The organism is Rhizobacter sp. (genome assembly GCA_019635355.1).
GTDB lineage: Bacteria > Pseudomonadota > Gammaproteobacteria > Burkholderiales > Burkholderiaceae_C > Rhizobacter.
This window is the reverse complement of the sequence record JAHBZQ010000001.1, coordinates 4,629,422-4,651,233: the sequence shown is the minus strand read 5'-3', so window position 1 is coordinate 4,651,233 and position 21,812 is coordinate 4,629,422. Positions and strand designations below refer to the sequence as shown.

The following is a 21,812-nucleotide window of genomic DNA, read 5'->3' as shown; positions in this document are numbered from 1 at the left end:
CGAATCTTGACCAGTTTGGTCATGACTCTCAGAGAGGTCGCCAGCCCTAGGCTGATGGGCTGACATTATTCGGGCGGACAGTGCTGCCCACGCGGCGCAATTGTCGCAAGAGGTAAACAGCCTCAAGCGGCCCCGCGCGCGGCCGATAGCCGGCCCTCACATCGCGGGTTAGTGCGGCGCTACGAGAGAGAGGCTCTCCCAGGCATCGGCGTCTGCGCGCATTCTTCGGCCGCTCGCTTCTTGCCCACGAGCAAAGCACGGCGCTGATACGCCCGCAGGAAAACCCGGAACTCCGGGTCCTGGTAGCGGGGCTTGCCTTGCAGGAAGCTGTAGATCCAGCCCCAGAGGATGGTCAGCTGGCCCAGCACGTAGGGCTTCTGGTTCAGGCGCGACACCACGCTGGCCGTGAGGAAGAGCAGCCCGGTGCCCATGTAGTACTGGCCGTAGCCCTGGCGGTAGCGGCCGGTGTAGATGCCCTTGTGGCTGGCGCCCATGGTGCGCAGGTGCACGAAACGCAGCTCGGGCTCGTCCCAGCTGATGGCCGTCCAGCCTTTCATGCGGCACTTGTGGCCGTCGATGCCGTCCCAGCCGACTTCGCGCACGAAGCCGCCGATGTCCTTGAAGCACGAGACCCGGTAGAACTTGGTCATGCCCAGCGAGTTTTCGTCACCGTGGCGCTCGCTGATGAGCTGGCCGTTGTCTTCGAGGTAGGCCTTGCCGCTGCAGGTGCCCAGGCGCGGATTGGCGGCCATGCGGTCCACGAGGATCTCGAAGTAGCGCGGCGGCAGGCGCAGGTCAAGGTCGAGCTTGCAGACGAAGTCGTAGTCGTCGGGAATGATGGCCGCGTAGCCGCTGTAGAACGCATCGACCACGCCGGGACCGACCGCACGATGGCCGCGGTCGGCACGCGTCACGATCTCGATCCACTCGTGCTTGCTCGCGTACTCCTTCAGGATCTCCGGCGTCTCGTCGGTCGAGCCATCGTCGACGATCACCCACTTGGTCGGACGCAGCGACTGCGCGACCACCGTGTCGAGCGTCTGCCGCATGTAGTCGGCTTCATTGCGACACGGCGAAATCAACACGTACTTGGCGGGCTTCTCACGCATGGCGGCTTTCAAGGGTGATCATGTGCACTTCGATCCCCCTGTACACAGGGGGAAGTCACAGCAAGGGCTTGCTGGCAACATGCCGCATCGCCTGCGACAGTCAGTGCCTCGAAATTGTAGACAGCGCAGGCTGTGCGACACCCCCGCAACTCGGGCGGTCCACGCACCTACAACCCGCGAGAAACAGTGACTTCGCGCACGACAATCGCACCCCAACACCAGCGGAGTAGAACGAGTGAAAGTAACGATCATCGGGACGGGCTATGTGGGTCTCGTCACGGGCGCCTGCTTGTCGGAAATGGGCAACCACGTGGTGTGCCTCGACGTCGACGCGAAGAAGATCCAGGTGCTCAACGATGGCGGCATCCCGATCTACGAGCCGGGCCTGAAAGAGGTCGTTCAACGCAACGTCAACGCAGGCCGCCTGCAGTTCACGACCGACGTGCAACTCGCCGTCAACCACGGCACGCTGCAGTTCATCGGCGTGGGCACGCCGCCCGATGAAGACGGCTCGGCCGACCTGCAATACGTGCTGGCCGCAGCGCGCAACATCGGCCGCTACATGACCGACTACAAGGTCGTGGTCGACAAGAGCACGGTGCCCGTCGGCACGGCCGACAAGGTGCGCGCCGTCATTGCCGAAGAGCTGGCCAAGCGCGACAAGCAGGTCGACTTCGCCGTCGTCTCCAACCCCGAATTCCTGAAGGAAGGCGCAGCCGTCGAAGACTTCATGCGCCCCGACCGCATCGTGGTGGGCGCCGACGACGAGCGCTCCATCCTGCTGATGCGTGCCCTGTACGCTCCCTACATCCGCAGCCACGAGCGCCTGCTGGTGATGGACGTGCGCAGCGCCGAATTCACCAAGTACGCCGCCAACTCGATGCTCGCCACGCGCATCAGCTTCATGAACGAGCTGGCGCTCCTGGCCGAGAAGGTCGGCGCCGACATCGAGCTCGTGCGCAAGGGCATCGGCAGCGACCCACGCATCGGCTACCAGTTCCTCTACGCCGGTACCGGCTACGGCGGCTCCTGCTTCCCGAAGGACGTGAACGCTCTCATGCGCACGGGCAAGGAATACGGCATCGACCTGAAGGTGCTCAACGCCGTCGACCGTGCCAACCAGCACCAGAAGACGGTGCTCGTCGACAAGGTCGTCGCCCGCTTCGGCAGCGACCTCACCGGCCGCCGCTTCGCGATGTGGGGCCTGGCCTTCAAACCCAACACCGACGACATGCGCGACGCCCCGAGCCGCGACGTGATCCAGGCCCTGGCCGAGCGCGGCGCCACCATCGTGGCCTACGACCCGGTCGCGGCCCACGAAGCTGAGCGTGTGCTGAACCATGTGAAGTCGCTGCAGATCGTCGACAACGTGGCCGCCACGCTCGAAGGCGCCGATGCGCTCTTGATCCTCACCGAATGGCGCGAGTTCAAGAGCCCCGATTTCGACCAGATCAAGCGCCTGCTCAAGCAGCCCATCATCTTCGACGGCCGCAACCTCTACGAGCCAGCGCTGATGCGCGACCTGGGCTTCGACTACCAGGGCATCGGCCGCGGCACTGCCCAGCTCAAGCCGGGCGCGTAAACCTCGTCAGCACTTGATGCCGACGTGCAGCGCCACCACCCCGGCGCTGAGGTTGTGCACGTCGACGTGGCCGAAACCGGCCGTCTTCATCATGGCCTTCAATTCCTGTTGGCCCGGGTGCATGCGGATCGACTCGGCCAGGTAGCGGTAGCTGTCGGCATCTCCCGCGATCAACTTGCCGAGCATCGGCAGCACCTTGAACGAGTACCAGTCGTAGGGCTTTTGCAGTGGCTCGGCGACCTTCGAGAACTCGAGCACCAGCAGGCGGCCACCGGGCCGCAACACACGGCACATCTCGGCGAGCGCCCGGTCCTTGTGGGTCATGTTGCGCAAACCGAAGGCGACGCTCACGAGATCGAAGCTGCCGGTGGCAAACGGCAATGACTCGGCATCGCAGATCGACGTCGGCAGCGCCAGGCCCTTGTCGAGCAGGCGGTCACGCCCCTGGCGCAGCATGGCTTCGTTGATGTCGGTGTGCACCACGGTGCCGCGCTCGCCCACCTTCTTGGCGAAGGCCTTCGCCAGATCACCCGTGCCGCCGGCGATGTCGAGCACCTTGTCGCCTTCGCGCAGCGCCGCCACGGCCACCGTGTACGCCTTCCAGGCGCGGTGCAGGCCGAGCGACATCATGTCGTTCATCACGTCGTAGCGCGACGCCACCGAGTCGAACACACCGCGCACCTTGCCGGCTTTCTCGGCCTCGTCGACGGTCTGGTAGCCGAAATGCGTGCTGCTCATGGTCGAACTCCAATCAATGGTGATGGCCGCAACCGGGGGCCGGAGGCGCCGGCATGGCGTCATCGCGGCTGGCGCCGGCCTGGCGCAGGCGCTCTTCATAGTCGCGCCAGAGCTGTGTCTCTTGCGAGCCGAGGAAGTACAGGTACTCCCACGAAAAGATGCCGGTGTTGTGGCCGTCTGAAAACGTGGGCTGCACGGCGTAGTTGCCCACCGGCTCCAGCGACACCAGCCCCACCAGGCGCTTGCCGGTCTGCAGCGTCTCCTGCCCCGGGCCATGGCCCTTGACCTCGGCCGAAGGCGAATACACCCGCATCAGCTCGAACGGGATGCGGAACTGCTGCCCATCGGCAAAACCCACCTCCAGCACGCGCGACTGCTGGTGCACGGTGATCGAGGTCGGCTGAGGGGCAGGCATGGGCACGTGAACGGGTGGTAGGAGGGGCAGTGTAGACCAGCGCACCTCTCGCATGTGCTATAAGGTGTGCACCTTATATTTCATGTTCATCCGCAGGACCCGCCATGACCGCCGCCACCGATTTCCAACCCATTCACGCTGCCATGAAACGCTATGTCGACGGCAACCTGCTGGCCGGCGTCTCGTGCGCCGTGCTGCGCGGCCAAGACCTGCTCGACGTGCACCACGTGGGCCTGGCCGACAAGGAAAACGGCGTGCCGATGCGCGACGACACCATCTTCCGCGCGTTCTCCAACACCAAGCTCATCGCCACGATCGCCGCGCTGCAGCTGCATGAAGCGGGCAAGTTCCAGCTCGACGACCCGATCGAGCGTTTCATCCCCGCGCTGGGCAACCGCCAGGTGCTGCGCGAGGGCGCCACCTCGCTCGCCGACACCGAGCCGGCCACACGCCCCATCACCATCCGCCAGCTGATGAGCCACAGCTCCGGCCTGAGCTACGGCCTGCTCGACCCCGGCACGCTGCTCTACAAGGCCTACGCCGAACGGCAGGTGCTGTCGCCGCTCCTGAGCCTCTCGCACATGATGGAAGCCCTGTCGGGCCTGCCGCTGTCGAGCCAGCCCGGCACGCGTTGGGAATACTCGGTGGCGAGCGACGTGCTGGCCCGGCTCGTCGAGGTGGTGAGCCGGCAGCGGTTTGGTGACTACCTCCAGGCCCACATCCTCGAACCGCTGGGCATGGTCGACACGAAATTCGTCGTGCCCGCACATGACCTACCGCGGCTGGCGGCCATGTATGCGGGTGCGGCACCCACCAACCCGATGGCCCCGGGCCTCACCCGCGCCGACGACTGGCCCTATCCCAAGGCCTTCACGGTGCCCGTGCCCAGCCAGTCCGGCGGCGGCGGCCTGGTGACCACCCTGCCCGACATGGTCGCGCTGATGCGCAGCCTCATGCCCGGCGGCAAGGCCCTGCTCAAGCCCGAGACGCTCGCGCTGATGATGAGCAACCAGCTGCCCGAAGGCGTGTCGATCCGCTTCCCGACCGTCGGCCCGGTGCCGGGCAAGGTTTTCGGCCTCGGGGGTGCCATCACCGTCAAGCCGAGCGCCTACGACCCATCCGGCGGCCTGGGCGAGTTCGAATGGGGCGGCATCGGTGGCACGCACTGGTGGATCAACCCGCGCCACAACATCGCAGGCCTGGCGATGACGCAGCGCCAGCAAGGCTTCTGGCACCCCTTCTCGTTCGAGTTCAAGCGCCTCGCCTACGCAGCGCTCGGGCACTGATCAGGCGGCGCCCGCCGCCCCATCCAGTGCCGCCACCACCGCTTCGTCCAAGGCCTGGAGCGTCACCGCCAGCCGGGCCACCGCCGGCGGCGTGACCTCACGCTGCTTGGCGCCCCAGATCGGCTGGGGGAAGTGGCTGTCCCAGTCGAAGCGGGCCACCACGTGCCAGTGCAGGTGCGGGACCATGTTCCCGAAGGCCGCCAGGTTGACCTTGGTCGGCCGCAGCCGGCCCAGCAGCACCTCTTCGACCGCCGCCACCAGCTGCATGCAACGCTGCCGCTCCGGCCCCGGCAGTTGCGAAAACTCGCCCACGTGCCGCCGGTAGATCACCCGGTAGAAGGCCGGGAAGGCCTCGTCGTCCACTCGGATGACACGCCAGTCGCCGTGCTGCCAAAGCAGTCGACCCCCGGCGTTATGACAAAGCTCGCACGCGGGTGGTGCATCGGGAAGGGGCTGGAAAACGTGGGTCATGGGCACATTGTTGAGGGGATTGTCAGGCGGCCAAAACGGCATGACAGTCGACGCGACCGCACGCAAGCCGGCCGCGATGCGATCAGAAGAAGCACGACATGAATCGGCCGCACTGGAGGGATTCCTTGAGTACCGCAATTTCACACGACTTGATCTTCGACGTCGGCACCCACCGGGGAGAAGACACCGAGTTCTACCTGAAGCTGGGCTACCGCGTGGTGGGCATCGAAGCCAACCCCGAGCTGGCCTCCGAGTTGAAGAGCCGCTACCGCCAGGAAATCGAACGCGGCACCTTCGCCGTCGTCGACAAGGCCATCAGCGAGACGCCCGGCACGATCAGCTTCTGGGTCAACAAGAAGCTTTCGGTCTGGGGCACCGCCGACCCCGAGTGGGCCAAGCGCAACCAGGGCATGGGCGCCGACTCGGAAGAGATCAAGGTCGAGAGCATCCGTTTCTCCAAGGTGATCGAGCAGCATGGCTGCCCGCACTACCTGAAGATCGACGTCGAAGGCGCCGACATGCTCTGCGTGCACGGGCTCGAGGGCATGAGCTGCCGCCCGGCCTACATCTCGGTCGAATCGAACAAGACCTCGTGGCGCGGCCTGATGGACGAGTTCGACACCTTCGAGCGCCTCGGGTACCGCCGCTTCAAGGTGGTCGACCAGCGCCTGCACCGTGACGGCCAGTACAAGGCGCGCGACGGCAGCATGGTCCATCACAAGTTCGTCGGCGGCACCACCGGCCCCTTCGGCGAAGATCTCGAAGGCCCGTGGCTGACCCGTCAGCAGGCGATCCGCGCCTACATTCCGATCTTCATCCTCTACAAGACGCTGGGCGACAACACGCTGCTGCGTCGCCTGCTGAAGAACGTGCCCGTCCTGCGCCGCCTGGTCGACAAGGTGAGCTGGTACGACACGCACGCCAAGCACGGCTGAGGCCCCTTGCGGCGCAGGCGCTCGATAAGATGGCCCACTCCATCTCCCTCGAGCGCATCCCATGACCGCACCCCTCCTGAACCGACGCCTGCTCGGCCTCGCCCTTGCAGGCGCTCTCGCCGCCCCTGGCCTCGCCTTTGCCGACACCTGGCCCAGCAAACCCGTGCGCTGGGTCGTGGCCTACCCGGCCGGCGGTGGTTCCGACTTCCTGGCGCGCCAGCTCGCACCTCAACTCGGCAAGCAACTCGGCCAGACCATCGTGATCGACAACCGCCCGGGTGCGGCCGGCATCATCGGCACCGACAACGCGGCCAAATCCGCACCCGATGGCTACACGATCGTCACCGGCGACAACGGCGCGATGGTGTTCCACAGCGCGATGTACAAGAAGCTGCCCTACGACCCGAAGGACCTGGCCCCCGTGGGCTTCATGGCGCGCTTCCCGCTGATCCTCGCCGTCAACCCCGGGGCCGGCTTCACGAGCGGCCGGCAGCTGCTCGATGAGCTGAAGAAAAACCCCGGCAAGTACAGCTACGCCTCGCCCGGCATCGGCAGCCCTCACCACCTGGCGATGGAGCTGCTGAAAGACCGCACCAAGAGCTTCGTCGTGCACGTGCCCTACCGCGGCACGGCGCTCGCGGTACAAGACGTGATCTCCGGCCAGGTGCCGATGATGGTGCTCGACACCGCCGCCGGCCTGCCACAGATTCGCAGCGGCAAAGTCAAGGCGCTGGCGGTGATGTCGAAGAAGCGCATCCCTTCGCTGCCCGACGTGCCCACCCTCGACGAGCTCGGCGTGAAGGACTTCGAGGTCACCGCCTGGCAAGGCCTCTTCGTGCCCAAGGGCACGCCGGCCGAGATCACCACGCGCCTCACGGCCGAGATGAACAAGGCAATCGCCACGCCGGAGGTGAAGGCCAAGCTCGAAGACTTCGGCCTGGAAGTGACACCGTCCGACGGGCCCGCGCTCGCGAGCTTCCTGCAGAAGGAGACCGCCTTCTGGCACGCGCTCATCAAGGAGCGCGGCCTCTCAGCCGAGTAACTAGACCAGCACCCGCTCGATGCCGCCGTCGTTGGCGCGTTCCACGTACTCGGGCATCCAGTCGGGCCCGAGGATCTGGTTGGCCATCTCGACGACGATGTAGTCGGCCTCCAGCAGGCCGTTCTGAAGGTCGTTGCCGTAGCGGCTCAGGCCCTGCAGGCAGCTCGGGCACGAGGTGAGGATCTTCACGTCGGCCTTCTCGGCCACCGCACCCGTCGCCCGCAGCGCGGCCTCGCCCTTGCGCAGCTCTTCTTCCTTGCGGAAGCGCACCTGGGTCGAGATGTCGGGCCGCGTCACGCCCAGCGTGCCGCTCTCGCCGCAACAGCGCTCGTTCTTCAGCACGTTGTCGCCGACAAGCGCCTTCACCGTCTTCATCGGATCCTGCAGCTTCATCGGGCTGTGGCAGGGGTCGTGGTAGAGATAGCCGCCACCGCCCTGCAGCGTGATGCCCTTCTCCAGCAGGTACTCGTGGATGTCGATGATGCGGCTGCCGGGGAAGATCTTGTCGAACTGGTAGCCCTGCAGCTGGTCGTAGCAGGTGCCGCAGCTCACCACCACGGTCTTGATGTCGAGGTAGTTGAGCGTGTTGGCCACACGGTGGAAGAGCACCCGGTTGTCGGTGATCATCTTCTCGGCCTTGTCGAACTGGCCCGAGCCGCGCTGCGGGTAGCCACAGCAGAGGTATCCCGGCGGCAGCACCGTCTGCACGCCGGCGTGCCAGAGCATCGCCTGCGTGGCGAGGCCGACCTGCGAGAAGAGTCGCTCAGAGCCGCAGCCCGGGAAGTAGAAGACCGCCTCGGTGTCGGCGCTCGTCTTCTTCGGGTCGCGGATGATCGGGACGTAGTTCTTGTCCTCGATGTCGAGCAGCGCACGCGCCGTCTTCTTCGGCAGCCCGCCCGGCAGCTTCTTGTTGATGAAGTGGATCACCTGCTCCTTGATCGGCGCGGTGCCCACCGTCGACTTCGGCGCAGCCGTCTGCTTCTTCGCGAGGCCGCGCAGCAGGTTGTTGGCGGCACGCTGGGCCTTGAAGCCCACGTCGACCATGCCGGCGCGCAGGAGCTTGATCGTCTCGGGGTTGGTGGCGTTGAGCATCAGCATCGCCATCTTGTTGCCCGGGCGGAAGCTCTTCTTGCCCATCTTGCGCAGCAGGTTGCGCATGTTCATCGACACGTCGCCGAAGTCGATGTTGACCGGGCACGGCGTCAGGCACTTGTGGCAGACGGTGCAGTGGTCGGCCACGTCTTCGAACTCGGCCCAGTGCTTGATGCTCACGCCGCGGCGCGTCTGCTCTTCGTAGAGGAAGGCTTCGACCAACAACGAGGTCGCGAGGATCTTGTTGCGCGGGCTGTAGAGCAGGTTGGCGCGCGGCACGTGCGTGGCGCACACCGGCTTGCACTTGCCGCAGCGCAGGCAGTCCTTCATCGAGGCTGCGATGTCGCCGATGTCGCTCTGCTGCATGATCAGCGACTCGTGCCCCATCAGGCCGAAGCTTGGCGTGTAGGCGTTGGTCAGGTCGGCCTTCAGCGCCGGGTCTCGCAAGAGCTTGCCCTTGTTGAAGCGCCCTTCGGGGTCCACACGCTGCTTGTAGGCGGTGAAGTCGGCGATCTCCTCGTCAGTGAGGAACTCGAGCTTCGTGATGCCGATGCCGTGCTCGCCCGAGATCACGCCGTTCAATGAACGTGCGAGCTTCATGATGCGCGCCACGGCTTCGTGCGCCGTTTGCAGCATCTCGTAGTTGTCGCTGTTCACCGGGATGTTGGTGTGCACGTTGCCGTCGCCGGCATGCATGTGCAACGCCACCCACACACGTCCGCGCAGCACCTCCTTGTGGATGCGCTGGGCTTCGTCGACGATGGGCTTCAAGGCCGAGCCGGCGAAGATGGCCTGCAGCTTGGCGCGGATCTGCGTCTTCCACGATGCGCGCAGCGAATGGTCCTGAAGGTCGGCGAAGAACGTGCGGCCGCTTTGGGGGTGCGTGTCGTCGAGGTGGTGCAGCCAATGGCTCCACAACTCGCGCACCTCGCGCAGCAGCGAGAGGGCCTGCTGCACGCGGTCTTCGAGCAGCTCGGCGCTTGCGATCTCGCCTGCGTCGTCGCTCTTGCCCAAGGGCAGGTTGCCACGCTGGAAGAAGGCTTCCAGCGCATCGACCAGCGCCAGCTTGTTGCGCAAGGAGAGCTCGATGTTGATGCGCTCGATGCCGTTGGTGTACTCGCCCATGCGCGGCAGCGGGATCACCACGTCTTCGTTGACCTTGAAGGCGTTGGTGTGGCGGCTGATGGCCGCGGTGCGCTTGCGGTCGAGCCAGAACTTCTTGCGCGCATCGGCGCTCACCGCCACAAAGCCTTCGCCGGCGCGGCCGTTGGCCATGCGCACCACCTCGCTGGTGGCGCGGGCCACTGCATCGGGGTCGTCGCCGGCGATGTCGCCGATCAGCACCATCTTCGGCAGGCCGCCGCGCTTGCTCTTGGTCGCATAACCCACGGCCTTGAGGTAGCGGTCATCCAGGTGCTCCAGGCCGGCGAGGATCGCGCCGCCGGGCTTCTTCTGCTCGGCGAACATGAAGTCCTTGATCTCGACGATCGAAGGCACCGCATCGTGCGCGTTGCCGAAGAACTCCAGGCACACCGTGCGCGTGTGTGCCGGCATCTTGTGCACCACCCAGCGGGCGCTGGTGATGAGGCCGTCGCAGCCTTCCTTCTGGATGCCGGGCAGGCCGGCGAGGAACTTGTCGGTGACGTCCTTGCCGAGGCCTTCCTTGCGGAAGGTGCGGCCGGGGATCTTGAGCGTCTCGGTGCGCTCCAGCGTCTTGCCGCTGGCATCGAAGTAGCGCAGCTCGAAGGTCGCGAACTCGACGTCGTGGATCTTGCCGAGGTTGTGGTCCAGGCGCACCACCTCCAGCCACTTCGCGTCAGGCGTGACCATGCGCCAGGAGGCGAGGTTGTCGAGCGCGGTGCCCCACAGCACGGCCTTCTTGCCGCCGGCGTTCATCGCGATGTTGCCGCCGATGCACGAGGCTTCGGCAGACGTCGGGTCCACGGCGAACACATGGCCGCCACGCTCGGCCGCATCGGCCACGCGCTGCGTGACCACGCCGGCTTCGGTCCAGATGGTCGCCACCTCGCGGTCGAGACCGGGCAGCTTGACCATTTCGACCTCGGTCATCGCCTCGAGCTTCTCGGTGTTGATGACCGCGCTGTTCCAGGTCAGCGGCACGGCGCCGCCGGTGTAGCCGGTGCCACCCCCACGCGGGATGATGGTGAGGCCGAGCTCGATGCAATCCTTCACCAGCGCCGCCATCTCGGCCTCGCTGTCAGGCGTGAGCACGACGAAGGGGTATTCCACGCGCCAGTCGGTCGCATCGGTCACGTGCGACACACGCGACAGGCCGTCGAACTTGATGTTGTCTTTCGCCGTGTGGCGGCCCAGCACCTTGGTCGCTCGGCGGCGCAGCTCGGCGGTCTTGTCGAAGAGATCGGCAAACGACTTCACCGCCGCGTGCGCCAGCGTCAGCAGCTCGCCGACCGAGGCGTCGCGCGAGCCCGCGCTGTCGTCATGCCCCTCGGGCTTGCGGCGCGCCTGCACCTCGCCCAGGCGGTGGTTCAGTGCATCGATCAGCTGCTTGCGGCGGCGCGGGTTGTCCAGCAGGTCGTCTTGAAGATACGGGTTGCGCTGCACCACCCAGATGTCGCCCAGCACCTCGTACAGCATGCGGGCCGAGCGGCCGGTCTGGCGCTCGTCGCGAAGCTTGTTCAAAAGCTCCCAGGCCCGCGAGCCCAGCAGCCGGATGACGATCTCGCGGTCTGAGAAGGAGGTGTAGTTGTAGGGAATTTCGCGCAGGCGCGGCGCGTGGGGCGCGGCATGGGCCGCGGCAATCTGGTCGAGCGGAATGGGTGCGTTCATGGACTTCAGGCGACCCTCTCGCCTGCTAGCACTTGGACGCGAATGATACCGCCCACCTCCCGGGCGCCCGGGGCGCTCACCCCATGGCCCTGTCGGCGGGTTATCCCCGTTGATCGGCCTGCCCGCGCACGACATAAACACGCCTGTCACGAGCTCGACTCACACTGTCGGGCTGGCCAAAAGCCAGACCTGACCCATCCCCGGAGACCCCATGAAAAAAATCGTCCGCTTTGCCCTCGCCGCCCCCGCACTCGCCATCGCCCTGGCCGCACCCGCCCAGGCCCAGGTCGAGATCCAGTGGTGGCACTCCATGACCGGCGGCCTCAACGACTGGGTGGTCGACCTGGCCAACGGCTTCAACGCCAGCCAGAAGGACTACAAGGTCGTCCCCACCTATAAGGGGCAGTACGAAGAATCCATGACCGCGGCCATCGCCGCCTACCGCGCCGGCAACGCACCGCACATCGCGCAGGTGTTCGAGGTGGGCACCGCCACCATGATGTCGAGCAAGGGCGCCATCGTGCCGGCCGGCAAGGTGCTGGCCGACGCCGGCTACAAGTTCGACCCCAAGGGCTACATCTCGGCCGTGGTCGGTTACTACACCGCACCGAATGGCCAGATGCTGAGCTACCCGCTCAACAGCTCCACCACCGTCCTCAACTACAACAAGGACGCCTTCCGCAAGGCCGGCCTCGACCCCAACAAGCCGCCCGCCACCTGGCCCGAGCTCGTGTCCGCCGCGGCCAAGCTCAAGGCCTCGGGCATCACCTGCCCCTTCACCACCAGCTGGCAGGGCTGGACGCAGCTCGAAAGCTTCTCGACCTGGCACAACACGCTCTTCGCCAGCCAGAACAACGGCTTCGGCGGCAACAGCGCCCGCCTGCAGTTCAACAGCCCGCTGCACGTGCGCCACATCGAGAACCTGGCCAACATGGCCAAGCAGGGGCTCTTCGTCTACCGCGGCCGCGGAAACCTGCCCGACGCGCCCTTCTACTCGGGTGAGTGCGCGATGGCCACGGCCTCGTCGTCCACCTATGCGAGCATCAAGAAGAACGCCAAGTTCGACTTCGGCATCGCTCCCCTGCCCTACTACCCCGACGTGCCCGGCACGCCGCAGAACACCGTGATCGGCGGCGCTTCGCTGTGGGTGATGGCAGGCAAGAAGCCGGCCGAATACAAGGGCGTGGCCGCCTTCTTCAACTACCTGAGCGACCCCGAAGTCCAGGCCAAGAGCCACCAGCGCACGGGCTACCTGCCGGTCACGATGGCCGCCTTCCAGGTCACCGAGAAGTCGGGCTTCTACAAGCAGAACCCCGGCACCGACACCGCGGTGAACCAGATGATCCGCAAGACGACCGACAAGTCGCGCGGCGTGCGCCTTGGCAACATGCTGCAGATCCGCGCCATCGTGGATGAAGAGCTCGAGCAGGTGTGGGCCGGCAAGAAGGGCGCGAAGGAGGCCCTGGACAGTGCAGTGAAGCGAGGCAACGAGCTGCTGGAGCGCTTCGAGAAGTCCAACAAATAAGCCCCCGTGGCCTCCGAAAAGCGAGTCGTCTTCCGCTCCGCCTGGCTGCCTTGGGTGCTGGTCGCACCCCAGGCGGCCGTGATCGGTGCGTTCTTCTTCTGGCCGGCGGCGCAGGCGCTGCTGCAGTCGTTCCAGCAGTCCGACGCCTTCGGCACCTCCACCGAGTGGGTGGGGCTGGAAAACTTCGCCCGCCTCTTCGCCGACGACACCTACGTCGCGAGCTTCAAGACCACGGCGATCTTCTCGGTGCTGGTGGCCGGGCTGGGCCTCGGCCTCTCGCTGCTGCTCGCGGTGTTTGCCGACCGCGTGGTGCGCGGCGCGCTGGTCTACCGCACGCTGCTCATCTGGCCCTATGCCGTGGCGCCGGCAGTGGCCGGGGTGCTGTGGCTCTTCATGTTCGCGCCCTCGATCGGCATCGTGTCGTATGCGCTGCGCGCCTTCGGCATCGACTGGAACCACCTGCTCAACAGCGAACATGCGATGACGCTCATCGTGCTGGCCGCGGTGTGGAAGCAGATCTCGTACAACTTCCTCTTCTTCCTCGCGGGCCTGCAGAGCATTCCGCGCTCGCTGATCGAAGCGGCGGCCATCGACGGGGCGCGCCCGTGGCGCCGGTTCTGGACCATCCAGTTTCCGCTGCTCTCGCCCACCACCTTCTTCCTCTTCGTGATCAACGTGGTGTATGCCTTCTTCGACACCTTCGCCATCGTCGACGCCGCCACGCAGGGCGGCCCGGGGAAAGACACCGCCATCCTCGTCTACAAGGTCTACTACGACGGCTTCAAGGCGCTCGACCTCGGCGGCTCGGCGGCGCAGTCGGTGGTGCTGATGGGGATCGTCATCGCGCTCACCGTCATCCAGTTCCGGTTTGTTGAAAAGAAGGTGAGCTACTGAGATGGTCGAACGCCGCCCCACCCTCGGCATCCTCGCCCACGTCGTGCTCGTCCTCGGCGTGCTCATCGTCGCCTTCCCGCTCTACGTGACCTTCGTGGCGTCGACGCAAACCGCCGACGAGATCCTGCAGGCGCCGATGTCGCTCGTGCCCGGCTCGCACCTCGTCGAGAACTACATCGCCGCGCTCAAGGGCACGGGCATGGGCGCGGCTTCCAATGCGCCGGTTGGCCGCATGATGTTCATCAGCCTCGTCACGGCGCTCGTGATCGCCTTCGGCAAGATCGCGATCTCGCTGCTGTCGGCCTTTGCCATCGTGTACTTCCGCTTCCCGTTCCGCATGGCTGTGTTCTGGGGCATCTTCGTCACGCTGATGCTGCCGGTGGAAGTGCGCATCGGGCCCACCTACCAGGTGGTGTCCGACTTCGGCCTGCTCAACAGCTACGCCGGCCTCACGGTGCCGCTGATCGCCTCGGCCACCGCCACCTTCCTCTTCCGCCAGTTCTTCCTCACCGTGCCCGATGAACTCGCCGAAGCCGCCCGCATCGACGGCGCCGGCCCGATGCGCTTCTTCCTCGACGTGCTGGTGCCCTTGTCGGCCACCAGCTGCGCGGCGCTCTTCGTCATCCAGTTCATCTACGGCTGGAACCAATACCTCTGGCCCTTGCTCGTGACCACCGACGAAAGCATGTACCCGGTGGTGATTGGCATCAAACGCATGATCAGCGGCGGTGACGCCGCCACCGACTGGAACATCGTGATGGCCACCGCCGTGCTCGCCATGCTGCCGCCCGCGGCGGTGGTGCTGCTCATGCAGCGCTGGTTCGTCAAGGGCCTGGTGGATACCGAAAAATAGCGACCGAGAAACAAAACATGGGCGCCATCTCACTCCGCAAGGTCATCAAGCAATACGGCAAGGGGCCGAAGGCCAACCCCGTCATCCACGGCGTCGACGCCGAGATCGCCGATGGCGAGTTCGTGGTCATCGTGGGCCCGTCGGGCTGCGGCAAGAGCACGCTGCTGCGCATGGTCGCGGGTCTGGAAGAGATCTCCGGCGGCGAGATCGCCATCGGCGGGCGTGTCGTCAACGACGTCGAGCCCTCGGAGCGCGACATCGCGATGGTGTTCCAGAACTACGCGCTCTACCCGCACATGACCGTGTTCGAGAACATGGCCTATGGCCTGAAGATCGCCAAGGTGCCGAAGGACGAGATCAAGCAGCGTGTCGACAAGGCCGCCGCCATCCTGCAACTGGCGCCCTTCCTCGCCCGCAAGCCGCGCGAGCTGTCGGGCGGCCAGCGCCAGCGGGTGGCGATGGGCCGTGCCATCGTGCGCCAGCCGCAGGTGTTTCTCTTCGACGAGCCGCTCTCCAACCTCGACGCGAAGCTGCGCTCGCAGACGCGCATCGAGATCCGTAAGCTGCACGCCGACCTGGGCGTGACCTCGCTCTTCGTCACGCACGATCAGGTCGAGGCGATGACGCTTGCCCAGCGCATGATGGTGATGAACGCCGGCCGCATGGAGCAGTTCGGCACGCCGGAAGAGGTGTATGCCCGACCGGCCACCACGTTCGTTGCGGGCTTCATCGGCTCGCCGCCGATGAACCTCATCCCCGGCCGGGTGGAAGGCCAGAGCTTCCTGCTCGACGGGCTGAGCCTGCCACTGCCGGCCCCCGCGCCGCGCCAGGGCGAACTCATCCTTGGCCTGCGCCCCGAACACGCGAGCGCGGCCACGAGCGGCTGGCCGCTCAAGGTAGAGCTGGTCGAGATGCTCGGTGCCGAGCGGCTGGTGCACGGCCTGCTGGGGCACCACCCGTTCACGCTGCGGCTGGAGGGCACGGCGGCGGCGCCTGAGACGGGCAGCACCGTGCCGCTGCACGTGCCGGCCTCGCAGCTGCACTGGTTCGACCCGGCCACGCAGCGGCGGGTGGACGCAGCATGAACGTCTGGCCTTATCCGAAGTGGATCGCCCACCGCGGCGCGGGCAAGCTCGCGCCTGAGAACACGCTGGCCGCCTTCCGGCTCGGCGCCTCGCACGGCTACCGCGCCTTCGAATGCGATGTGAAGCTGTCCGCCGACGGCGTGCCCTTCCTGCTGCATGACGCGACCCTGCAGCGCACCACCCCGGAAGAAGGCGTGGCCGCCGATCGCAGCTGGTCTGCGCTCTCTCAACTCGACGCCGGCGGCTGGCACAGCCGCGCCTACGCCGGCGAGCCCTTGCCCACGCTCGACGCCATTGCCACCTACTGCATCCGCAACCGCTTTGCGCTCAACATCGAGATCAAGCCGACCCCGGGCCACAACGAAGCCACGGGGCGGGTGGTGGCCGAGCGTGCCGCCACGCTGTGGGCCGACGAAGCGGTGAAGCCTCTGCTCAGTTCCTTCCAGCCAGACGCCCTCGCCGCCGCACGCGCGGTACGCCCCGAGCTGCCGCGCGCGCTGCTGCTCGACAGCCTGCGCGACGGCTGGCTCACCGAAGCGCTGGCGCTCGACTGCGTGGCCATCGTGGCCAACCACCGCGTGCTCGATGCCCAGTCGATCGCCCAGGCGCATGGCCGAGGGCTGCGGGTGCTGAGCTACACCGTCAACGAAACGGAAGACGCGCAGCGCCTGCTCGACGCCAGCATCGACGGGCTGATCACCGACGCGGTGGACCGCTTCCCGCCTTTCTAGAATCGGCGGGCCGGCTCGAAGAAGCCGGTAGGAATCAACAGAGGGAGGAAACCATGAACAAGTCTCGCGCCCGCCTGTGGGCGCTGTGCAGTGCTGTGCTGCTCGTCAGCGCATGCGGTGGTGGTGGCAACGATGGCGGCAGCAACGCCCCCGGCACGCCGCCCCCTCCGCCGCCCCCACCTCCCGCGCAGGAAGAGCTGCTGGTAGCAGGCTTCGGCCCCACCGGCCAGGCCGAAACCCTGGTGGTGGTCGACCCGGCACAGCCGACGCCCTTGCGGCTCTCGACGCTCGTCGACCAGTACCTCGAGGTGTCGCACCTCAGCTTCGACACCACCGGCCGCCGCCTGACGCTGGGCAGCAGCACCGCGGTGTACTACGTGCGCAACGGGCGCCTGTTCCAGGTCAGCCTGCGCAAGAACCAGAACACCCAGCCACGGCAGATCTCGTCGGTGGCCGACGCGTGCTCTGTCGACGATTGGCACCCGTTCTCATACAGCAGCGGCGATGACGGCTGGGTCGAAGTCACCACCTCGGGCGCCGACGGCAGCTGCTTCGCCGGCCCTGACAACCGCACGGTGTTCGTCCGCCACGGCACGCCGGCCACCGATCTCCCGACCTCGCTGCCCGACGGCGTGCGCATCACGAGCGCGCTGCCGGACCCGGCCAGCGCTGCGCTGCTCGGCTTCATCGCCTACGACAGCCGCACGGTTCCCGCCAAGCTGGCGCTCTACAGCCCCACCCTCGCCTACGTGAGCGACGTCGTCGGTGGCGCGGGACGACTGCCGCTCGAACTGCTGGCCTTCCGGCCGGGCGGGCCGCTCACCACGAGCGCCTACGCGAGATCGGGCACCTCGGTCGTCCGCCTCGACTGGTCTGCCGGCTCGGCCACGCTCTCCTCGCCGTCCACGCCTTTCTCGATCACCGTCAGCAGCAATGGCGATGCCGAATGCGTGAGCGACGACATCGCGATGTACTGCATCAGCGGGTTCCTGCTGCGCCGCATCGACGCGAGCGGCACGGTGAGCAACCTCGCCACGATGGCCAGTGCGGATGGCAGCAGCGTGACCCTGCGCGGGATGACCAACGGCCACGTCGTCGTCCAACAGGGCGCCGACACCAGCGTCGGCCAGGTGTTCTCCGTGCCCAAGCTGGGCGGCACGCCACTGGCGCTGGCCACCGCCTTCGGCTCGAAGTACGTGGTCGGCGTCCATGGCAACGACGTGGTGTACAGCAACCTGGGCTCGTCGCGGGTGATGCGCCGCATCGGCATCGATGGCAGCAACGACCGGCTGATCACCGCCCTCAACAGCGGCTACCCGATGCCGGTGAGCAACCCGGCGGTGCAGAACATGTCCATCGGCAACCTCGACACCGTGATGTGGTGCGACGTGCCAAGCGCAGGCCACTGCACCAACGGCACGATCAGGTCGCACGACCTCCAGTCCGGCAGCACCACGGCACTGGGCACGCTCTCGTACAACAGCGCCGATATCTTCAGCCTCTACGTCAGCGGCTGGGGCTTCAGCGGCCGGCCGACTGTGCTCGCCGCCACCGCTGCGCTCTTGTCGACACCCGGCTTCGTGACGGACTTCTACCTGGCCCGCCCCGGCACGGCCAACTCGCTGGTGCGCCTCACGACCCACATCCCCTGACACCCGTCACGTGCGCTCCAGCACCGAGGCCGGCGACACGCTGGCCTCGGCCCCCACCCAGTCTTCGGCCAGCTCCGCCTTCGGCAGCGTCTTCACCTCCGCGATCGCCGAGTAGCGCCACGCCGCCACCGCGAGCAGCAGCGCCGTGGCACCGGCAAAGCCCATCGCCGCCTGCAGCCCGACGGTCTGGCCCAGCAGGCCGCCGAGCAGCGCCCCCGGTCCCGCGGGCATCAGCGTGAACCAGCGCATTGCACTCGTCATGCGGCCCAGCGGCGGCTCGGGCGTCACCGCCTGTCGCATCGCGAGGAAATTGATGAAGACGAGCACCGCACCCGCGCTGAAGAGCACCAGCATCGCGGCGAACGCCGCCACGCCCCAGCGGTTGGCCGGCGCCACCGCGAGCAGCAGCCAGCCCGCGCCACACACCGCAAAGCCGATCAGGAGGCTCGGCCCCGGGCCCACACGCCGGCTGATGCGGTTGCCGAACACGCTCGCGACGATGGTGCCCACGCCCATGCCCACGTAGCTCAGGCCGACCTGCTGCTCGCTCAGCCCGAGCGTGCGCGTGGCCACCAGGATCTGCACCACGATGGCCGCGTGGTGGCACATCTGCCAGAGGCCCATCGTCACCGCGAGCGACACCAGCAAGGGCGTGCCGAGCACGAAGCGCACGCCGGTCTTGAGGTCACGCCAGAAGTCGGCGTCTCGCAGCGCTCGGCGGTCTTCCTTGATCTCGATGCCGCGCAGGATCAGGGCCGACACCACCAGCAGCACCGCATCGGCCAGCAGGGCGAGCGGCGCCCCCACGAGCTTGATGAGCGCGCCGGCCACGCCGGGGCCGGCCACCTCGGCGCCTGAGGTGGCCAGCGCATTCTTCGCATGCGCTTCGACCAGGCGGTCGCGCGTGACCACCTGCGTCAGCACGATCTGCGCAGCGGAGCCGGCCACGGTGTACACCGAGCCGATGATGAAGCCGACGAGGTAGAGCCAGGTCATCGTCAGCCAACCGAGCCACCACGCGAGCGTGACGCTTGCCACCACCAGCGCCAGCAGGCACTCGCCGAAGGCATAGACCGGTAGCTTGCGCACGCGGTCGAGCCACACGCCGGCCGGCAGCGAGAAGAGCACGAAGGGCACGATCTCCGTCGCGGTGAGCAGCCCCATCTGCATCGGCGTGGCATGCAGCAGCACCGCCGCCGTGAGCGGCAAGGCGAGCATCGTCACCTGTCCGCCGAAGGAGCTGATGAGGATCGAGCTCCACAGGCGCCGATACGCCGCGTCGCGCAGCAGGTCGTGGGGCGGCAGCGCCAGCCAGCGCTGCCGGTGCCTCCACAGGCTCGCCAGCCGTTTCAACATCGAGGGTCTCCTCATTCTTCTGTGGCACGCGTGTGGCAAGCGTCACACGTTGCAATGTGGGAAATGTGCATGCTGTCGAAGACCTGCAACAAACTAGGGGCTCGTCCCATGGCAGCCACCGCGGTGGCTCGGCGTGATACCGCGGGTGCGAGGCCCTCGTACCCGGCGCACCGGCGCTTGGCAGCACCGGCTCGGGCGCTCACGATGGCGAGGTCTTCACCTGCGCCACGCCATGCCCGCTCACCTCCAATCCGCTTCCCGGCACAGTCTCGTGCTGCTGTGGCTGGCCCTGCTGGCCATCACGGGCCTCGCCCTGCATGGCCCTCTCGTGCAATGGCCCGACTACCACCACTTCGCCGATGCGCGCGCCCTGGGTGTCGTGCCCCACGCATGGAACGTGCTGAGCAACCTGCCCTTCGCGCTGGCTGCGGGCTGGGCCTGGCCGCGCCTGCGCGGCGCGGGTGCGGCTTGGCAAGCGTTCTGCATGGCCATTGGCGCGACCGCCCTCGGGTCGTCGGTCTACCACTGGCAACCGAACGACCTCTCACTGCTGATCGATCGTTTGCCCATCGCCTGGGCCTGTGCCGCGCTGTTGTGTGCCTTCCTCGCCGAGCGTGTGCACGCCCGCTGGCAGTCACCCGCCGTGGTCGGCATCGCGCTGGTGAGCGGCACGGCCGCGGTGGCCTGGTGGGGCATCGGCAATGCCCTCGGCGCCGGTGACCTGCGGCCTTACGTGCTGGTGCAATTCATGCCGATGCTGCTGATCCCGGCGGCGCTGCTGCTGCGCCTGCGCGCACTCACCACGGCGGCAGTGCCCGCATCGGCATGGTGGACGGCGCTCGCGCTCTACGCTTTCGCCAAAGCGCTGGAGGTGGCCGATGCCGCCGTGCTGGGCATCACACTGCACACCGTGAGCGGCCACACGCTCAAGCACCTGATGGCCGCACTCGCCGCGGGCGTGCTGCTGCACGCCAGCGGCCACACGCACCGCGCTCAGCTGCGGTAGTCGGCGTTGATCTTGACGTAGTCGTAGCTGAGGTCGCAGGTCCACACCGTGGCCTGGGCGCTGCCACGCTTGAGGTCGACCCGCACCGTGATCTCGGCCTGCTTCATCACCCGCGCGCCGTCGGCTTCCTGGTAGCTCGGCTTGCGCCCGCCACTCGTCACCACGTGCACGTCGTCGAGGAAGAGTTCGATGCGCGACTGGTCGAGGTCGGCAATACCGGCGTAGCCGACCGCGGCAAGGATGCGGCCAAGGTTGGGGTCGCTGGCAAAGAACGCCGTCTTCACCAGCGGCGAGTGCGCGATGGCGTAGGCCACCTGCTTGCACTCGGCCTCGGTCTTGCCGCCGTCGACCTGCACGGTGATGAACTTGGTGGCGCCTTCGCCGTCGCGCACGATGGCCTGTGCGAGCTCGGTCGCCACGGCGAAGACGGCGTCGCGCAGGAGCGCGCCGTCGCCGCTGTCGAGCTGGGTGATGGGCGCGTTGCCGGCAGCACCCGTGGCGACGACCACGAACGAATCGTTGGTCGACGTGTCACCGTCGATCGTGATGCGGTTGAACGAACGGTCGGCAGCCTGTTGTGTGAGGCCCTGCATCAGCGCAGGCGCGATGGCGGCATCGGTGGCGAGGAAGCTGAGCATCGTCGCCATGTTGGGGCGGATCATGCCGGCACCCTTGCTGATGCCGGTGATGGTGACCGTCTTGCCACCGAGGCTGATGCGGCGCGACGCGGCCTTGGGCAGCGTGTCGGTGGTCATGATGCCTTCGGCTGCGGTCGCCCAGTTGTCTTCCTTCAGGTCGGCGATGGCGGCGGGCAGCCCGGCCTCGATGCGGTCGACCGGCAGCGGCTCCATGATCACGCCGGTGGAGAACGGCAGCACCTGCTCAGGGGTGAGCTTCAGCTGCTTCGCCAGCGCCACGCAAGTGGCGCGCGCACGGGCCAAGCCGTCTTCGCCGGTGCCGGCGTTGGCATTGCCGGTGTTGATGACCATCGCGCGCAACGCAGCGCCACCGGCGAGGTGCTGGCGGCACAGCTGCACCGGCGCCGCGCAATAGCGGTTGCTGGTGAAGACGCCGGCCACCTGGGAGCCTTCGGCCAGCGTGATGACGGTCAGGTCGCGGCGATTCGCCTTGCGCACACCCGCCATGGTGATGCCCAGCTTGACGCCGGAAACGGGGAAGAGCGCCTTGGGGTCAGGCGCGTTCAGGTTCACAGGCATGCAAGGCTCCTGGTC

18 protein-coding genes are annotated in these 21,812 nt (G+C 66.9%); 11 read left to right on the top strand and 7 right to left on the bottom strand.

From position 1 onward, the window contains the following. Window positions 1-179 precede the first annotated feature (179 nt). A complete protein-coding gene (locus tag KF892_21665) occupies window positions 180-1,109 on the bottom strand; it encodes a glycosyltransferase family 2 protein (GenBank protein ID MBX3627632.1) in 930 nt (309 codons plus the stop codon). Window positions 1,110-1,344: 235 nt separating this feature from the next. Here KF892_21665 and KF892_21660 point away from each other — a divergent pair, with 235 nt between their 5' ends. Beyond that, window positions 1,345-2,691 (top strand): UDP-glucose/GDP-mannose dehydrogenase family protein, encoded by a 1,347-nt coding sequence (locus KF892_21660; protein ID MBX3627631.1) that lies wholly within the window; start codon window positions 1,345-1,347, stop codon window positions 2,689-2,691. 6 nt (window positions 2,692-2,697) lie between these two features. Here the strand turns inward: KF892_21660 and ubiE are convergent, their stop codons facing one another. Together ubiE and KF892_21650 are read right to left on the bottom strand one after the other, a co-directional pair. Continuing rightward, the gene (gene ubiE / locus KF892_21655; protein MBX3627630.1) at window positions 2,698-3,429 is read right to left on the bottom strand and encodes a bifunctional demethylmenaquinone methyltransferase/2-methoxy-6-polyprenyl-1,4-benzoquinol methylase UbiE; all 732 of its coding nucleotides are present in this window, start codon (window positions 3,427-3,429) and stop codon (window positions 2,698-2,700) included. A gap of 13 nt (window positions 3,430-3,442) precedes the next feature. Then, window positions 3,443-3,844, bottom strand: coding sequence for a DUF971 domain-containing protein (locus tag KF892_21650; protein ID MBX3627629.1), 402 nt, complete (start codon window positions 3,842-3,844; stop codon window positions 3,443-3,445). A gap of 104 nt (window positions 3,845-3,948) precedes the next feature. Between KF892_21650 and KF892_21645 the strand changes: the two genes are divergently transcribed. Further along, the gene (locus KF892_21645; protein MBX3627628.1) at window positions 3,949-5,130 is read left to right on the top strand and encodes a beta-lactamase family protein; all 1,182 of its coding nucleotides are present in this window, start codon (window positions 3,949-3,951) and stop codon (window positions 5,128-5,130) included. Here the strand turns inward: KF892_21645 and KF892_21640 are convergent, their stop codons facing one another. Beyond that, on the bottom strand, window positions 5,131-5,601 hold the full coding sequence (locus tag KF892_21640) for an HIT family protein (GenBank protein ID MBX3627627.1): 471 nt from the start codon (window positions 5,599-5,601) through the stop codon (window positions 5,131-5,133). A 125-nt stretch (window positions 5,602-5,726) separates the two neighbouring features. On the opposite strand from KF892_21640, the gene KF892_21635 reads away from it, so the two are divergent. Both KF892_21635 and KF892_21630 read left to right on the top strand, forming a co-directional pair. Then, the gene (locus KF892_21635) at window positions 5,727-6,536 is read left to right on the top strand and encodes an FkbM family methyltransferase (protein ID MBX3627626.1); all 810 of its coding nucleotides are present in this window, start codon (window positions 5,727-5,729) and stop codon (window positions 6,534-6,536) included. Between the two features lie 61 nt (window positions 6,537-6,597). After that, on the top strand, window positions 6,598-7,578 hold the full coding sequence (locus KF892_21630) for a tripartite tricarboxylate transporter substrate binding protein (protein ID MBX3627625.1): 981 nt from the start codon (window positions 6,598-6,600) through the stop codon (window positions 7,576-7,578). Here KF892_21630 and KF892_21625 read toward each other — a convergent pair whose 3' ends face one another. Then, on the bottom strand, window positions 7,579-11,478 hold the full coding sequence (locus tag KF892_21625; GenBank protein ID MBX3627624.1) for an FAD/FMN-binding oxidoreductase: 3,900 nt from the start codon (window positions 11,476-11,478) through the stop codon (window positions 7,579-7,581). A gap of 211 nt (window positions 11,479-11,689) precedes the next feature. On the opposite strand from KF892_21625, the gene ugpB reads away from it, so the two are divergent. Genes ugpB through KF892_21595 form a run of 6 tightly spaced genes read left to right on the top strand, consistent with a single transcriptional unit; the run spans window position 11,690 to window position 18,218 of the window. Continuing rightward, entirely contained in the window at window positions 11,690-13,003 is a 1,314-nt protein-coding gene (ugpB, locus tag KF892_21620; GenBank protein MBX3627623.1) for a sn-glycerol-3-phosphate ABC transporter substrate-binding protein UgpB, read from the top strand. A gap of 6 nt (window positions 13,004-13,009) precedes the next feature. Continuing rightward, window positions 13,010-13,897 (top strand): sn-glycerol-3-phosphate ABC transporter permease UgpA, encoded by an 888-nt coding sequence (gene ugpA / locus KF892_21615; GenBank protein ID MBX3627622.1) that lies wholly within the window; start codon window positions 13,010-13,012, stop codon window positions 13,895-13,897. A gap of 1 nt (window position 13,898) precedes the next feature. Then, the gene (gene ugpE / locus KF892_21610; GenBank protein ID MBX3627621.1) at window positions 13,899-14,750 is read left to right on the top strand and encodes a sn-glycerol-3-phosphate ABC transporter permease UgpE; all 852 of its coding nucleotides are present in this window, start codon (window positions 13,899-13,901) and stop codon (window positions 14,748-14,750) included. Between the two features lie 17 nt (window positions 14,751-14,767). Next, window positions 14,768-15,835 carry a sn-glycerol-3-phosphate import ATP-binding protein UgpC gene (locus KF892_21605; GenBank protein ID MBX3627620.1) on the top strand — a complete coding sequence of 356 codons (1,068 nt, stop codon included), beginning with the start codon at window positions 14,768-14,770 and terminating at the stop codon, window positions 15,833-15,835. Next, complete coding sequence (gene ugpQ / locus KF892_21600; GenBank protein MBX3627619.1) at window positions 15,832-16,566, top strand: glycerophosphodiester phosphodiesterase; 735 nt, start codon at window positions 15,832-15,834, stop codon at window positions 16,564-16,566. Before KF892_21605 ends, ugpQ begins: the two co-directional genes overlap by 4 nt. 53 nt (window positions 16,567-16,619) lie before the next feature. Beyond that, window positions 16,620-18,218 (top strand): hypothetical protein, encoded by a 1,599-nt coding sequence (locus KF892_21595; GenBank protein ID MBX3627618.1) that lies wholly within the window; start codon window positions 16,620-16,622, stop codon window positions 18,216-18,218. A gap of 6 nt (window positions 18,219-18,224) precedes the next feature. Here the strand turns inward: KF892_21595 and KF892_21590 are convergent, their stop codons facing one another. Next, a complete protein-coding gene (locus KF892_21590) occupies window positions 18,225-19,589 on the bottom strand; it encodes an MFS transporter (protein ID MBX3627617.1) in 1,365 nt (454 codons plus the stop codon). A gap of 217 nt (window positions 19,590-19,806) precedes the next feature. Here KF892_21590 and KF892_21585 point away from each other — a divergent pair, with 217 nt between their 5' ends. Beyond that, complete coding sequence (locus KF892_21585; GenBank protein MBX3627616.1) at window positions 19,807-20,580, top strand: hypothetical protein; 774 nt, start codon at window positions 19,807-19,809, stop codon at window positions 20,578-20,580. Here KF892_21585 and argJ read toward each other — a convergent pair. After that, window positions 20,568-21,797, bottom strand: a complete 1,230-nt coding sequence (gene argJ / locus KF892_21580) for a bifunctional glutamate N-acetyltransferase/amino-acid acetyltransferase ArgJ (GenBank protein MBX3627615.1) — start codon at window positions 21,795-21,797, stop codon at window positions 20,568-20,570. The two genes, KF892_21585 and argJ, sit on opposite strands and share 13 nt — an antisense overlap. Between the last annotated feature and the right edge of the window lie 15 nt (window positions 21,798-21,812).